This window comes from Bombilactobacillus sp. ESL1097 (genome assembly GCF_058107205.1).
Map to the genome: position 1 here is coordinate 24,511 of NZ_JBYLUB010000002.1, position 15,182 is coordinate 39,692.

Sequence of the window (15,182 nt, forward strand, 5' to 3'; positions counted from 1 at the left end):
TAGGAGAAAGTATGAAAAATTTAGGTAAGCGTTGGTGGCAAAAAGTTTGCGCACATCCAATTAGAAAAGCAATTAAATATCTAATATTACTCGTTTTGGTGCTACTCTTAATTGTCGGCAGTAAAGTTGGACATCAGTATTGGCAAGAATTACAAAAAGATGTGACTGCCGGCTACTTGATTAGTGACGATATTACCACTAAAACTTTTTATCCGAAGCAGCCGACGGTGATCAAAGATCGGCATAATAAGGTGATGAAAACTTTAACGCATAGTCAATCAACGTATGTTCAGCATCAATTAATTAATCCCAAGTTAAAAAAAGGCGTGGTCGCTGTTGAAGACCGCCGCTTTTACCAACATCACGGGGTTGATTTAACGGGAATGCTGCGGGGGGTGGTGTCCTTAGTCTTGAGAAGACAAGTTCAAGGGGGCTCCACTTTGACCCAACAGTTGGTCAAAAATGTGATTTTGAAAGACCAAACGCAGAGCTTTGACCGCAAGATTAAGGAAATGGTGGTGGCGCAAGCCTTAGAACAGAAGTTTTCCAAGCAGCAAATTTTGGAATTTTATTTGAATGATGTTTATTTAGGCCATGGCTGTTATGGGATTGGTAGTGCGGCTCAATATTATTTTTCCAAGTCCCAGCAACAATTAACGTGGGGGCAAGCTGCATTATTAATTGGAATTCCCAATAATCAAGTGTTGTATGATCCGATATTGCATCCGCAACGAGCAATTAATCGGCGGAATACGGTCTTGTATAGCTGGTATCAACAAAAAATGATTTCGAAGAAAACCTATCAACATGCTAGTAAACAATCGTTACATTTAAAAATTCATAACTTTAAGTATGATAATGATATTTCGCAAAATTACGCCTTGAATTATGCGGTGAAATCTGCCGTACAACAATTAATGACGATTCACGGTTTTCAAATGCAGTATTTGTTTAACAATGATCAAGCAAAAAACACTTATAAAAATGAGTATGCGCAAGCTTATGATAAGTACTATGGTGAATTATTAAATGGTGGTTATGTGGTTAAAACGACCATTGATCAAAACTTGCAACAACAGATCGTACAATTGGTGCAACAGCAGTATGCTGCTTACCAACAGCGTGATCAAGATGGCAAATTAGAGCCGCAAGTGGCTAGTACCATCGTTGATAATCGGACTGGCGATGTGTTGGCGATTGTTGGTGGCCGAACGACAGATGGTGATCAATTGAATCGGGCGAGTGATGCTTATCGGCAGCCGGGTTCCACGGCTAAGCCTTTAATTGCTTATGCGCCAGCGTTTGAGCGCGGTTATGCGCCACAATCCAAAGTGGTTGATGGACCCGTCGGCAATGTGAGCAACTGGTACAGTGGCTATCGCGGCGCAGTCACTTTAAGAACGGCCTTAGCAGATTCGATTAATACGGTGGCCTTTAAGTTGGCCTTAGGTGATAAGCAACAAAGCTTTTATCAAGATTTAGGTAAAATGCAATTTCAAGGTTTATACCCTGCTGATCAAAATGCTATTATCGCGGTAGGGGGCTTTACGAAGGGAGTAACGACTACTGAAATGGCTTCGGCATATAGTTCGTTTGCTCGACAAGGTAATTTTATTGCCCCCAGTAATGTCCGCAGTATTTATGATACAAATAATTCACGAATTTTATATGAAAATCCCCACGTACCGGTCAATGTTTATTCGGCAGATGCCAGTTATATGATGCTGAATGCGATGCAAAGTGTGGTCAATAATGGTTTGGGCAAAGATGCCGCTTTAAGTGATTATCCTTATGTCGCTGGTAAAACCGGAACGACGGATAAAAATTTAGATAGTTATTTTGTCGGTATGACACCATATTTTACCATTGCTAATTGGACGGGCTTTGATCACCAACAACCATTAACGGCCGAGCAAGAGGAGTTGTCGATTAAGACGTTTAAAACTGAAGGTGATTATTTAGTTAAAGCGTTGAAAGAACCTAAAAAAGATTTTGTCATGCCGAATACTATTCGGCGTGACGGCGATAATCTTTATGTGCGGCGTGAAGCAACGGGTAAAAGTATTGAACAAGTAATCCATGATAGTTACTTGGCCTTTAATAGTGCCGAAATTAATGCAAATAAAAAACGTCTAACGGATTTAGACTACCGATTAATCTATCATTTAACTAAAAAGCAGGAACTGCAACGGGAACGTAAGGTGCAGCAAGCCATTGAACGTTACCAGCAGGTTCCCTTTGATAAATTAAGTCAGTACGGTCACCAATTGACTAAATTACAAAAAGTCCGTTATCAAAATGAGAATGTTAAACGCATGTCAGCTAAAGCAAACTTCAATCAACAAATTATGCAATTGCAGCGAGAATTAAATTTGACGCAAGCGCAATTAGAAGCTAAGAAAGAAAATGGTCGCTTAGCCAAATTTGAAGCTCAAAAGAATCAAATTGAAACTCAACGGGCCACTAAAAAGCAGGCGATGATTGATAAATTAAGACCGCAATATGAGGAGCAATTAAGTCGTGTGAAGGCGGCTTATCAAAATAATGCTGCTGATAAAGAAGCTCAAAAGCAAAAATTAATTGACTTAATTAATCAAATTCGCAGTTATGGTGGCAATGTCCCAGATCCAGTGATTGATGTTAATTAATGGGGCACAGCGATTAGGAAGTAACAGTAGTTGGATCAATTGGGCCCAATTACTTCTTGTTATTTTGGCTGCATCAAAAAAGTTTGGGTCATTTGTTGAAACCCAAACTTTTTTAGTAGCGTAATTTAAAATTTAGTTGTTAGTTAGTTCGCTTTTTTGGCGCCGGGCAATCATTGGTAGAATAAAGCCTAATGCAATCAAAACGACAGGTGTAATCACATTGAGACTAATTTGGAACCACCAAGCGTGCGGATTACTGCTGTAATTTAATTTGGGAACCATGCCTAAGATGCAGGCAAAAGCTGTAAATAAGAAACACCATAATCCCAAAATAAAGCCAGTTAGTGGTTTTCTAACAAACATGTAATCTGCTTGGTGGTGCTTGAGTTGTTTGCTTAACGCCATAAAAGCGACAAAGACCCATAAATATCGAAATGGATTAATGACAGAATTTAAGTTTAATAGCCACTTGTATAAATCATTCATGCCACCAATGCCGAAAGCAGGTAAAATAATTAAAATGGTGACTAAAATACCGGTTAAATAATAACCATTAATAAAAATATTGTTTTTATTTTTTTTGAGAAGCTTCCGCGGAATATACTGAGGATCACTATCTTCTAATAACATGCGTAACGGTGCGTCAATCGAAATGACAGTAGCGGTGGCGGAACCTAAGACATTAGTGATGGCATACATCCAAACGAATAAGTTACCAACATGGAAATATTTGCCCAGAATCTGAAAGGCATAATAAGCACCGTTAGCCATCAAGTCGTTAGGAATATGATTCGAATCAAAAATCATCCCTAAAGCAAATGATCCTAAAATAGCGGAAACGCTGACCATAACGGCCAAGCAGATCATGCCGATAGGAAATTCATGACTGGGGTTATGTGTTTGTTTGACATAGGGGGCGATTTTTTCACTACCTCCGACTGCAAAAACTAACATCGAAATAGTAGTAAAATAATTAAAATCAAATTTCGGTAAGTAAGTATGCAATTGGTTCATATGCGGTGTTTGAATCGTTAAGTGTGTCATGAAAGGAGCGGCTAGGCCTAAGATGATAAAGAGCATCGACATAATGAAAGCAATAATACCGGCAAAACTACCGAGATTTTTTAAAGTAGTAAACCCGCGGGCGGTCAACCATAAAAAGCCCAAAAAGATGACTAAACAAATAATTTGTAACGGCAGTGCTGGCACGGTATTCACAAAATTACCGTTACCCTGAAACAGCCAACTTAAGCCCACGATAATCATTTGCGGTTTTTGCGCCAAATAAGGAATTTGGACCACCCAATAAGTCCAAGCTGCTAAATAGGCGAGCCGACTACCAGATAATTGTTTAATCCATGAGGCAACCCCTCCGCCGGAATTCTCAAATGTCGAGCCCAATTGACCGACCATTAAGGTGTAAGGAATGAAAAACAATAACATGATTAAAATCCATGAAGTAATAACGACTAAGCCTTGGTTAGCGTAGTTGTTAAACACATTGCCTAAGCCCCAAACGGACGTAAAGGCAATGAAGGCAACGTTATACCAACGGATTTTTTTTGTTTGTTCCATGGTTAAGACCTCCTAATTATAGTAATATGGTTCATAGTGTAACGAATTTTTAAGAAAATAACAATAAAATTTTAATGTGGAGAAAATTATGCAACGTTTAAAACAAATGATAGTTACTTACTGGAGCGTTATTAGCTACTTGATTTTTGGTGGTTTAACGACGCTCATAAATTTAGTAGTTTTTAATTGTTTATATACTTGGTGGCATTTTTGTGGTTACCAAATTGCGAATGTCACAGCGTGGTTATTGTCTGTGATCTTTGCGTATATAACCAATAAACTTTATGTGTTTGATTCACATCAAGATAGTTCTCAAGCCGCGCGCAAAGAAATTGTGTCTTTTTTCTTTTTTCGGATTTTAAGTTTGCTGTTAGATCTGGCCATTATGGCTGTGGGAATTAGTGTTTTACACCAGAATGCTTTTTGGGTAAAAATTATTGACAATGTTTTAGTCGTCATTGCCAATTACTTTTTTAGTAAGATTTTTATTTTTACAGAGCACTAAGTTAGTAACAAATTTAAAAGAAATAGGTTTGTGGTCCTTGATAGAGTACCTCATTGAAACCGGAAGTCATAACATTTAATAGATCATCCATGCCAGAAGCTAGTTGTTTATTTCCTGGGAAATCAGTTAACTTCATCCAAAAGACGGGACCTTCAGTTGATGATTGAATATTACCTTGAAAGTGCGTAGTACGATACAAGAAACAAATAAAGCGTCCATGACTTAAAGGATATTGTTTTAAACCACAGAGTTCTAAATTAGTTACGGTTAAGCCAGTTTCTTCTTGGACTTCACGTTCAGCAGAGCGGGTAATACTTTCGTGAGCTTCAACGTGGCCCCCCGGAAAAGCAATCCCCGGCCAATGAGGATCGCGGCGATATTCAACGAGCACTTGTTGCTTTTGGGCATCTAAAATTAAGACCATATTAGTTAATTCGACTGGTTCAGTGCGCATGTAATTAATCCTTTCCATCGTAAAAAAATATTCTGCTATTATTATATAACGTTTAGTTGTTTGAAAATGAAAAAAGGCTACGTGAAAGAATAAAAAAATGCACTTTTTAGTAGCAAAGTGGTTATAATATGCTTAATAGGTGAGGAGAAGATTAAAATGAAATTTGAAGAATCCAATTTATTGCAACAGCTGCCCCAACAATTTTTTGCCACTTTAGTTCAAAAGGTCAATGCAAAAGTTGCGGCGGGTGTCGACGTGATTAACCTTGGTCAAGGTAATCCAGATCAACCAACGCCTGATTTTATTGTTCAGGCATTAAATACAGCAGCTAAAGATCCCCAAAATCATAAATATTCACCGTTTCGAGGGTTACCAGAATTTAAACAGGCTGCCGCTGAGTTTTACCAACGTGAATATGGAGTGGAAGTGGACCCGGAAACAGAAGTAGCGGTCTTGGGTGGCTCTAAAACAGGTTTAGTCGAATTACCATTAGCTTTATTAAATCCGGGAGAGACTATTCTTTTACCAGACCCCGGTTATCCAGACTATTTGTCCGGAGTAGCTTTAGCACAAGCCAAAACCGCATTAGTGCCTTTGCGAGCAGATAATAATTTCTTACCAGATTATCAGTCCTTAGATCCGAAAGTAGTTGCCGCAGCTAAATACTTATACTTAAACTATCCCAATAATCCTACTGGAGCGACGGCGACCCCCGAATTCTTTCAGGATACGGTGGCCTGGGCGCAACAAAATCAAGTGGGAATTGTGCACGATTTTGCTTATGGTGCTATTGGTTTTGATGACCAGCGCCCCATCAGTTTTTTGCAAACACCGCATGCTAAAGAAGTCGGCATTGAGCTGTATACTTTTTCGAAAACATACAACATGGCGGGCTGGCGCTTAGGTTTTGCAGTGGGGAATAAAGAGATGATTGAAGCAATTAATTTGATTCAAGACCATCTGTTCGTCAGTGTTTTTCCGGCAGTTCAAAAAGCCGGGATTGCGGCATTGAGAAGTGATCAAACATCGGTTAAACAATTAGTGGCGCGCTATCAAAAACGTCACGACGATTTTGAACGGGCGGCACAAGCGATTGGTTGGCAACCAGTGCCCGCAGGTGGAACGTTTTATGCGTGGATGCCGACTCCGCAACAGATGACCAGTCAAGAATTTGCTGATTTGTTGTTAGAGCAAGCTGGGGTTGCGGTAGCTGCAGGAACTGGATTTGGCGCCGCTGGTGAAGGTTATGTGCGGATTGGTTTATTGATTGATGAGCCGCGCTATAGTGAGGCTTGTCAACGCATTGCCAAATTAAATTTATTTTAAACTGAACAATTAAAAAACGGTCATTCTGCAAGTTGATATTCTCAGTCAAGCTTGCCAAGTGACCGTTTTTTTAATGAGTTAAATTTCAATTTGTTGAACCTGGTGGTTAGCTGTTTGCACTGCTAAGACAACTGGTTGCTTCATATCATACTTTTGGACAATTGCTAAAGCTCTGCCGTGAAAAGTTTGAGTTTGTGCTAATGGTTCATCCGCTTGAGGTTTAGGATTACCACTACCAAAAGCTAAGATTTTAGCTTGGCCCTGGATAACTTGCAGTTGGCAAGTTTGTTCTTGAAGAGAACAAACAGTGCCATCTGAGCCCGCCAATTGCACGTTCAGATAATATAAAGCGCCATTGATCGGCAAGGCTTGGTAACTGAGGCGCGTCTTCATTTCTGGTAAATAATTTTGCACATGAACTTGTAATTGCGCATCTTGGACAGCAACAGTCTGGAGGCTGGATTGTCCGATTACTTGGTGGTGTTGATCATAAGCGATGGCTGTTAACTGACCAGGGTGATAAGTAGTTTTGAATAATACGCGACAATGTTCATCAACAGCTTGGCTGGCAATTAATTGTTCATTTAAATATAATGCTACATAAGAAGCATTGCTATAAACTTCAACGATCACGGGCGCATCATCAGCAACATCAAAACTCCAACTGTGAATCGTATCGCTTAACATCCACGGCGTAGTCATGAGTTTCTCACCATAATGCTTGGGGTCTTGCACTGCAAGATAAGGTGTGGTTCGTAAGCCAAAAATGATTTCGCGATAATACGAAAGTGGTCGCCGAAAACCAGTTAAGTCAAAATCACCAACGTAAGCTAATTGTGCAGGAAATTGGGCGCCAAACCCGCCTTCACCAAAGTGATAACCGGGAATGCCCACGCCAGCTTCACCGATATAATCCCAACCCGTCCAAGTGAAATCTCCAATAATTTGGGGATATTTTTGAACTAACGGCCAGTTCTGCCAGATTTGTGGCGGATAAGTTTCGGTGCCGACCATTAAGCGCTGGGGGTGATCTTTTACGTCTTTTTCATAGCGAGCAGTCATATAATTGTAGCCCGCTAAATCTGTGATCGGGAAAATTTGGTCTAATTTTTGGGAAATGCGCCGGTCAACGACGATGCGATCTAAATATTGATCCATGGCTACCATAAAATTATTCACGGTAATTGCTTCATGGTTTTGTTGAGGTTCTTGTTGATCAACCACTTCACTAATAATATTTAACAGTTCGTTACCTACCGAATACAAGCCATTGACCGCCGATAAAGTATACCGAGTCGGATCTAACTGTTTAATCAGTTGCTCCATTTTTGTCAGTAAGCTAATCCCTTGTGGGGTTCCAATTTCAGGAATTTCATTGCCCAGGGAATATAAAATGACACTAGGGTGATTAAAATCTTTTTCGACCATGGCTTGAACGTCTTTGGCCCACCATTCTTGAAAATAAAGGCTGTAATCATAATCAGATTTGGCACGGTTCCACATGTCAAAAGTTTCATCAAGGACATACATTCCTAGTTCATCACAAGCTTTTAAGAGGGCGGGAGCCGCCGGCTGATGAGCCATGCGAATGGCATTAAACCCCGCTTGTTTCAGCAATTTAATTTGCCGATAGGCACTGACATCATAAGTTGCAGCTCCTAGCAAACCACTATCATGATGAATACCCGCGCCACGTAATTTGACACTTTGACCATTGACTAATAAGCCTTGAGTGGCATTGAGAGCTAATTGTCGTACACCGAAAACCAGTTCATCTTGATCAAGCAATTGTTCTGTTTGACTTAATTGCAATAAGCAACGATACAGATGTGGTTCTTGGGCACTCCACAAGCTGGGGTGTGCCCATGATAAACGTAGCTGTAAGGGGCGCTGTTCGTTGGCAGCTAACTGCACGGGATAGTGGTCGGTTAAGATGAGTTGGTGCTGCTCATCATAAATTTGAACTTGCAGTTGCAAAGCAGCGGTTGGATTAATAGTTTGGTTTTGAATGGTCGTCGCTAAATTAATCGTCGCTTGGGCAGAAGTGGCTTGCAAAGTTGTGATTTGCGTAGTGGGCGTTAAATAAGTTTTAGTAGCACTAGTTAATAAGTACACATCGCGAATTAAACCAGAGCCCGAGTACCAGCGACTATTAGGCATGGCCCCAGATTTTACTTGGACGCGAATTTCGTTATTAGCCCCAAAATTTAAAAAGGGATTTAAATCAATGCGAAAAGCGGAATAGCCATACGGACGCTTACCGGCTAATTGACCATTAACGAAGACGAAGGTATTCATATAGGCACCGTCAAATTGTAATTGATAGTTTTTAGTTTGATCTTCTGGTTGAACAAAGAGATTCTTCACGTAAACATAAGTACCACCATCGCGAAAACCAGTGTTGCCGCCGTTCGGACTAGCGCTATAAGCCGGTTGTTCTTGCATAGCGTCATGCGGTAAAGTGACGTTTTGGGCAGTCTTCGGGACATCCCAAATTAAAGCAAAAGAATTATGGTCTTGCCAAAAGAGCCAATCTTGATTCCAGTTAGTTTTTTTCAAAAATAGCACTCCTTTTTTAAAACGATTACATGATTATTATAATGGTTTTATTGACGGAGACAATCACTGATTGACAAAACTACATTTTGCTTGAAGTCAGTAGTCTTGGGGTAAATTTTGAATACAACAAAAAAGCTGTTATACTAACTTTTGAAGTTATAATAACAGCTTTTACTAAGATTGATGGGTGGTCAGGGGATCGAACCCTGGACCCACGGATTAAGAGTCCGTTGCTCTGCCAGCTGAGCTAACCACCCGTAAGCACAGTGAATATATTAGCATATTCTCCAGCTTTTGGCAATAAGATTTAGAGAATTTTGTCATGAATTGCTAAAATCTAGTATACTGGATACGAGAAACCAAGGAGGTATTCTACCTTATGGCTAATAAAGTTTTAATTGTTGATGATGAAAAACCAATTTCTGATATTATCAAATACAATTTAGATAAAGAAGGTTTTCAAACCGTCGTAGCTTTTGATGGTGAGGAAGCATTAGAGCAAGTGGAGAGTGAAGCTCCAGATTTAATTATTTTAGATTTAATGTTGCCGAAAATTGATGGCTTAGAGGTGGCACGGCAAGTGCGCAAGACCAAAGATACGCCAATCATTATGCTGACGGCTAAAGATTCAGAGTTAGATAAGGTTTTAGGCCTAGAAATGGGTGCCGACGATTATGTGACTAAACCTTTTTCTAATCGTGAATTAGTAGCACGGGTTAAGGCTAATTTACGGCGGCAAAAAGTTAATTTGAACAATAGTGATGAACATTCAACTGCCGAAATTGAAGTCGGCTCCTTAACAATCTTGCCAGAAGCTTATACGGTCATGAAGAATGGTCGGGAATTGGAATTAACGCATCGGGAATTTGAATTATTGTATTATCTAGCGCAGCATATTGGCCAGGTAATGACTCGGGAGAATTTGTTACAAACAGTTTGGGGCTATGATTACTTTGGTGATGTGCGCACAGTCGACGTCACAATTCGGCGTTTGCGTGAAAAAGTAGAAGATGATCCTAGTAAGCCTGAATATTTAATTACACGCCGCGGTGTTGGTTACTATTTAAAAGCGGAAACTAGTTCGAAGGATCCTAAAAAAGATTAATAGGGGCTTATGGCCGTGACAAAGCGAACAAAATTTTTTAGTTCTATGCAATTCAAAATTGCATTAGTTTTTATTTTATTGTTGTTGAGTACGATTGAAATTATCGGAGCTTATTTTGTGCATCGTTTAGAGCAGCAAAATGTAGAAACCTTTGAAACGCAGGTACAATTACCTTCATGGTTAACTACGCCTTTAGCAGTTAATTTGACAAGTAATACAGCTAAGGCTCGTAAAAATATTCGAGCAACAGTGCGGGATTTTACGAATATTCAAATTTCTGAGATGGAAGTAATTGATAGTCAAGGGCGGATTGTGGCCATTAAAGGTGACAATAATCAAGCTTCAGTAGGTAAGCGAACGGCGAATTCTCAAATTAAAGATGTGATTTATTCCGGACGAAAATTAACACAGATTTCACATAATGACCGTGATGGTAGTTATTATTTATCCATTACGCCCTTGTTAAACTCTAATGGTGATAACAATTCAACGGTCGGGGCGGTCTATGTCCGCGCTGATATGGATCCAGTTTATAAAAATATTAACCGGATTGTCTTTATCTTCTTTGTAGCGTCGTTAGTTGCCGGGATTTTAGGGGCGGTGATTTCCATCGTAGTAGCGCGTGCCATTACCCGCCCGATTGTTGAAATGCAGCGCCAAGCCTTACGGATGGCCCGCGGGGACTATTCTGGGCAGGTTCGGGTTTATAGTGAAGATGAATTAGGCCAATTAGCGATTGCGGTGAACAATTTATCGGTTAAAGTTGAAGAAGAACAGGAAAATTCCGATGCCGAGCGGCGCCGGTTGGATAGTGTTTTAACCCAGATGTCGGATGGAGTGCTAGCCACAGATCGGCACGGCAAAATTACGATTATTAATGAAACCGCTCAAGAATTTTTGAATGTGGATTCGAATTCAACGCAACCATTAGATTTAATGGAGTTATTAAATTTAGATCAACATTTAGATTTTGAAGATATTTTAGATAATCAGGAAGAACGGATTATTGAACTGCAAGCTGATGGTGATGAATTGATTTTGCAGGCTGACTTTTCTTTAATCAAACGTAATACGGGATTTGTCACGGGGGTCGTTTGTGTCTTACATGATGTGACGGAGCAGCAAAAGATTGATCGCGATCGGCGGGAGTTTGTGTCCAATGTTTCGCACGAATTGCGCACACCGTTGACGAGTTTGCGTAGTTATGTGGAAACTTTAAATGATGGTGCGTGGCAAGATCCGCAATTAGCACCGCAATTTTTAAAAGTGACGCAAGAAGAAACGGAGCGTATGATTCGCATGGTTAACTCCCTGTTGAGTCTTTCGCGCTTAGATCAAGGAACGGCTAAAATCAACGTTGAGTTAGTTAATTTTAACGAAATGTTCAATTATATTTTGGATCGGTTTGACTTGATGCTGCAAAAAGAAGCCGACCATGCGCAAGCTGAACAAAAGAATTTTGTTTCACATCGAATTAAGCGAATCTTTACGAAACGTGACTTATGGGTTGAGATTGATCCTGATAAAATGACGCAAGCTATCGATAATATTATGAATAACGCTTTGAAGTATTCACCTGACGGTGGTACGATCACTTGCCGCTTATTGGATACCAATCATAATGTGATTTTGAGTATTGCCGATCAAGGCTTGGGGATTCCGCGTAAAGATATCAAACGTATTTTTGACCGGTTTTACCGCGTTGATAAGGCACGTTCGCGCAAACAAGGTGGTACGGGTTTGGGCTTAGCCATTTCTAAAGAAGTGATTGAAGCTCAAGGTGGCCATATTTGGGTGAACAGTGCGGAAAATCGGGGTTCCACTTTTTATATTTCCTTACCATATGATCCTAGTGAAAGTGAGGGTGAGTGGGATGAAGCACCTGAATAATTTGTTGTTGCGCGTGAGTTTGGCAGTAGCAGTTTTGATTAGTTTGATTTTGTCATGGTTAATTTGGACGAATAATGCCAAGTATCAGCAGGCCTTACCGCCAAGCAGTAAACAGCAAACAATTAGTCAGCGTAATGCTGGGGTCTCCAAAAAAATGAATGAGATTTTTTTACCAACCAAACTCTTACTCACAAAAAAGCACCAACAGTATGCGGCTAGCAGTAATCAAGCCAATTTGATTACGACAACGATGAATCTTTTCAAGACTGCCAAATTAGATCATGTTAAATTGTTAAGTCAGCATGGTGCGGCTAATTATCAGCATTATTTGCAATTAAATAATACCTTGCAATTAATTTATCCGACGCAATTGAGCATTAATGCGCTGGCGGAATTGATTAATCAACGCGGTATTCAACAGCACGGTGAACAAAAAATTAATCGGATAGTAGTAACTCGACCAACGGGCAAAAAGCGAGTTCAGATTTTTTTATTAGATGATCAAAAGCAATCCGTTTATCAAGTTCAGCAACGGAAGTTACTGCCCCAGCGCTTACGAAAAATTACGCAAGATGCTAGTTTTACAGTACCAGTTACAATTAAACAAAATCGTAAATTTAAAACTGCTAATTTGGATTATCAAAAGCCGTTACGGCTGAGTAAAGTCAGTTATTTAATTGCGAGACAAACCAATAATACCTATGTGTCTAATCTGTTGAATTCGCAACAGGAATCGGATATTTCCACCCACAAGAACGGGACGATGACGACTTATCGTAGTGGCGTTAATCGCAGTTTAGTGGTGGATAATAAAACTAATTTAGTCACCTATAGTGATTATTCTAAAACCACCGTTCCCCAGACTATGGGATCTTTGTTTGATCAATCTTTTCAAATTTTAGCTAAATCTGGAAGTTCCTTGAACGGGCTATACTTCTTTTCTTATAATGATAAAAATAAGCAATTGATCTTTCGCAATTATGTGAATGGCTTTCCTATTTTTTATCCTGAAGATGTGGGCAGTGTGAATGTTAGTTACACGACTAACGCTCAGCGGTTAACTTTTTCGAAGCAATTTTTGCAAGTGCCTTTACCAACTGACCAAGCACCAGTGCAGTTGCCAGATACCAAAACCGTGATTCAAAAGTTGACCCAGGCAGCTTACAATCCGAAAAATATTCAAAAGATTTTAATTGGTTATACCTGGATGGCTGATGATCAAAACAAGCAAATCGTTAACTTAACGCCAGAATATTATGTTTTGATGAATAATCAATGGCGTTCTTTGACGAGTTGGTTGAATCATGGGAGGTAATTAATGGACTTTCGCAGAATTGAAATTATCTTTTTATGTGTCTTTATTGCATTGGATGTTTTTTTATTTACTTCATATACGCAAACGCGCAAACAAGTGGTAATCACTAATAATATTGCCCATTCCACGTTAGAAAAAGAAATGAATCAAGATAATATCACGATTAATGGTAAGTTAAGCACCAAAAATAGTGCTGGCTATTACTTGGCTAGCCAGGATGATCAACATATTTTGCATACAGGGCAAATGAAATTGCGTGGGATTACGTGGAGTTATGACGATATTAAAAAGCAATTAAATTGTTATTTGGACAATCCGCTAACGTTAACGACCCAAAATGCCGTGACTAAATTGAACAATTTTGTTGCGAAGTCCCAAAATGTTACTCATGGCCGCGAATATCAATATGCGAAGCATTTATCGACGGCTAATACGATCGTTTTTGTTCAAAAGGTGAAATTAGGTCAAGTGTACGAACCTACAGGCCGCATTAATTTTAAAATTGTGAATCATCGTTTAGTCAGTTATGAGCAAACTTATGTGAATGCGATGAATGTTTTGCATGAAAAACAAAGCACAATTAGTGAGCAACGCGCGGTTTATAATTTGTATACTAATAACGAAATCCCGAGTAATTCGCAGGTGAAATGGGCGGACTTGGCCTATGCTAAATTATTAAAAGTTAAAAATAGTACGATTTATATTCCCGTTTGGTACGTTGCTTTTGTGCCGAAAGGTGAGCATACACCACAAATTCGCCGAGTTAATGCCTTTAGTGGCGCAATTTTAAAAAAGAATACTACACAAGGAGTGAAAGTTAGTGACTACAGCAATGCAAGTTAGTGTTTTAGCTAGTAGTAGTCAGGGCAATTGTTTATATATTAAAACTCCCAAGCAACACGTCTTAGTTGATGCGGGGCTCTCGGGCAAGAAAATTAAGGCTTTACTAGCAAGTATTGGTGAAGATATTAACCAGATTGATTCTTTATTTGTCACGCATGAACATAGTGATCATATTCAAGGCGTGGGTGTCTTGGCGCGGCGGTACGGTTTAGATGTGTATGCAAACCAAAAGACTTGGCAAAAAATGAGTGCTAAAATAGGACCCATACCGCAACCACAGCAACATATCTTTGCGGCAAACAGTGTACTCAGCTTAGGTGATTTAGACGTCGAAAGTTTTAGCGTGTCTCACGATGCAGTAGATCCGCAATTTTATAATTTTCATTACCAAGATCATAGCTTTGTTGATTTAACCGATACAGGTTATGTGTCAGATCGGGTTAAATATGTGATTCAAAATGCGGATGGTTTTTTAATGGAATGTAATCATGATTTAGAAATGTTACGACAAGGGCAATATCCCTGGCCTTTGAAGCAACGAATTATCAGTGACGAAGGACATTTGTCTAATCGTGATGGCGCCGAAGTTTTGTTAGATGTGCTTGGGAATCGCACGAAGCAAGTCTTTTTAGGTCATTTAAGTCCGCATAATAATTTACCGACTTTGGCTCATCAAACAGTCAGTCAAATTTTAATGCAACATGATTATGGCGTGGATCATGACTTTTGGTTGCATGATACTTTCCCCCAACAAGCCACGAAGTTAACGGTAATTTGAAAGAATATTCATGATTTTTTAACATCTATTGTTTAAAATAAGAACAAGACTAAAGGTAAAGTCGAAGCATGATAGATTGAGAGATTTAATTTTTGCAGCGTGGGATAACTCATTCTTGTAGTTCAGTACAGTAGGAGATTAGGTATCTCAACAAAAATTGCAAACAAATGTAAGGGGGAAACGT

At 39.5% G+C, this 15,182-nt stretch carries 11 protein-coding genes and 1 tRNA gene; 8 read left to right on the top strand and 4 right to left on the bottom strand.

Annotation, left to right across the window (positions count from 1 at the left end):
- Positions 1–11: 11 nt before the first annotated feature.
- Positions 12–2,648, top strand: a complete 2,637-nt coding sequence (locus tag AC3B6D_RS04335) for a transglycosylase domain-containing protein (protein WP_489756874.1) — start codon at positions 12–14, stop codon at positions 2,646–2,648.
- Between the two features lie 132 nt (positions 2,649–2,780).
- Here AC3B6D_RS04335 and AC3B6D_RS04340 read toward each other — a convergent pair whose 3' ends face one another.
- A complete protein-coding gene (locus AC3B6D_RS04340; RefSeq protein ID WP_489756873.1) occupies positions 2,781–4,223 on the bottom strand; it encodes an APC family permease in 1,443 nt (480 codons plus the stop codon).
- An 85-nt stretch (positions 4,224–4,308) separates the two neighbouring features.
- Between AC3B6D_RS04340 and AC3B6D_RS04345 the strand changes: the two genes are divergently transcribed.
- A complete protein-coding gene (locus AC3B6D_RS04345) occupies positions 4,309–4,728 on the top strand; it encodes a GtrA family protein (RefSeq protein ID WP_489775307.1) in 420 nt (139 codons plus the stop codon).
- Positions 4,729–4,741: 13 nt separating this feature from the next.
- Here the strand turns inward: AC3B6D_RS04345 and AC3B6D_RS04350 are convergent, their stop codons facing one another.
- Positions 4,742–5,182, bottom strand: a complete 441-nt coding sequence (locus AC3B6D_RS04350) for an 8-oxo-dGTP diphosphatase (protein ID WP_489756872.1) — start codon at positions 5,180–5,182, stop codon at positions 4,742–4,744.
- Positions 5,183–5,338: 156 nt separating this feature from the next.
- On the opposite strand from AC3B6D_RS04350, the gene AC3B6D_RS04355 reads away from it, so the two are divergent.
- Positions 5,339–6,508 carry a pyridoxal phosphate-dependent aminotransferase gene (locus tag AC3B6D_RS04355; RefSeq protein WP_489775015.1) on the top strand — a complete coding sequence of 390 codons (1,170 nt, stop codon included), beginning with the start codon at positions 5,339–5,341 and terminating at the stop codon, positions 6,506–6,508.
- A 78-nt stretch (positions 6,509–6,586) separates the two neighbouring features.
- On the opposite strand, the gene AC3B6D_RS04360 is transcribed toward AC3B6D_RS04355, so the two are convergent.
- Positions 6,587–9,067 carry a glycoside hydrolase family 2 TIM barrel-domain containing protein gene (locus AC3B6D_RS04360; protein ID WP_489775016.1) on the bottom strand — a complete coding sequence of 827 codons (2,481 nt, stop codon included), beginning with the start codon at positions 9,065–9,067 and terminating at the stop codon, positions 6,587–6,589.
- A 184-nt stretch (positions 9,068–9,251) separates the two neighbouring features.
- Positions 9,252–9,324 (bottom strand) — tRNA-Lys (locus AC3B6D_RS04365).
- A 122-nt stretch (positions 9,325–9,446) separates the two neighbouring features.
- On the opposite strand from AC3B6D_RS04365, the gene yycF reads away from it, so the two are divergent.
- Genes yycF through AC3B6D_RS04390 form a run of 5 tightly spaced genes read left to right on the top strand, consistent with a single transcriptional unit; the run spans position 9,447 to position 14,998 of the window.
- Complete coding sequence (gene yycF / locus AC3B6D_RS04370; RefSeq protein ID WP_489756869.1) at positions 9,447–10,172, top strand: response regulator YycF; 726 nt, start codon at positions 9,447–9,449, stop codon at positions 10,170–10,172.
- 15 nt (positions 10,173–10,187) lie between these two features.
- Positions 10,188–12,062, top strand: a complete 1,875-nt coding sequence (walK, locus tag AC3B6D_RS04375) for a cell wall metabolism sensor histidine kinase WalK (RefSeq protein WP_489775017.1) — start codon at positions 10,188–10,190, stop codon at positions 12,060–12,062.
- Positions 12,046–13,377: a YycH family regulatory protein gene (locus AC3B6D_RS04380; RefSeq protein ID WP_489775018.1), complete on the top strand. Its 1,332-nt coding sequence runs from the start codon at positions 12,046–12,048 to the stop codon at positions 13,375–13,377. Before walK ends, AC3B6D_RS04380 begins: the two co-directional genes overlap by 17 nt.
- Positions 13,378–13,380: 3 nt before the next feature.
- Positions 13,381–14,220 (top strand): two-component system regulatory protein YycI, encoded by an 840-nt coding sequence (locus tag AC3B6D_RS04385; protein ID WP_489756866.1) that lies wholly within the window; start codon positions 13,381–13,383, stop codon positions 14,218–14,220.
- Positions 14,210–14,998, top strand: a complete 789-nt coding sequence (locus tag AC3B6D_RS04390; RefSeq protein WP_489769847.1) for an MBL fold metallo-hydrolase — start codon at positions 14,210–14,212, stop codon at positions 14,996–14,998. Before AC3B6D_RS04385 ends, AC3B6D_RS04390 begins: the two co-directional genes overlap by 11 nt.
- The last annotated feature ends 184 nt before the right edge of the window (positions 14,999–15,182 follow it).

What these genes read in the sequence shown, in the direction of transcription:
- AC3B6D_RS04335 (WP_489756874.1), top strand. Translation starts at nt 12, where the DNA reads ATGAAAAATTTAGGTAAGCGTTGGTGGCAAAAAGTTTGCGCACATCCA.
- AC3B6D_RS04340 (WP_489756873.1), bottom strand. Translation starts at nt 4,223, where the DNA reads ATGGAACAAACAAAAAAAATCCGTTGGTATAACGTTGCCTTCATTGCC.
- AC3B6D_RS04350 (WP_489756872.1), bottom strand. Translation starts at nt 5,182, where the DNA reads ATGCGCACTGAACCAGTCGAATTAACTAATATGGTCTTAATTTTAGAT.
- AC3B6D_RS04355 (WP_489775015.1), top strand. Translation starts at nt 5,339, where the DNA reads ATGAAATTTGAAGAATCCAATTTATTGCAACAGCTGCCCCAACAATTT.
- yycF (WP_489756869.1), top strand. Translation starts at nt 9,447, where the DNA reads ATGGCTAATAAAGTTTTAATTGTTGATGATGAAAAACCAATTTCTGAT.
- AC3B6D_RS04380 (WP_489775018.1), top strand. Translation starts at nt 12,046, where the DNA reads ATGAAGCACCTGAATAATTTGTTGTTGCGCGTGAGTTTGGCAGTAGCA.
- AC3B6D_RS04385 (WP_489756866.1), top strand. Translation starts at nt 13,381, where the DNA reads ATGGACTTTCGCAGAATTGAAATTATCTTTTTATGTGTCTTTATTGCA.
- AC3B6D_RS04390 (WP_489769847.1), top strand. Translation starts at nt 14,210, where the DNA reads ATGCAAGTTAGTGTTTTAGCTAGTAGTAGTCAGGGCAATTGTTTATAT.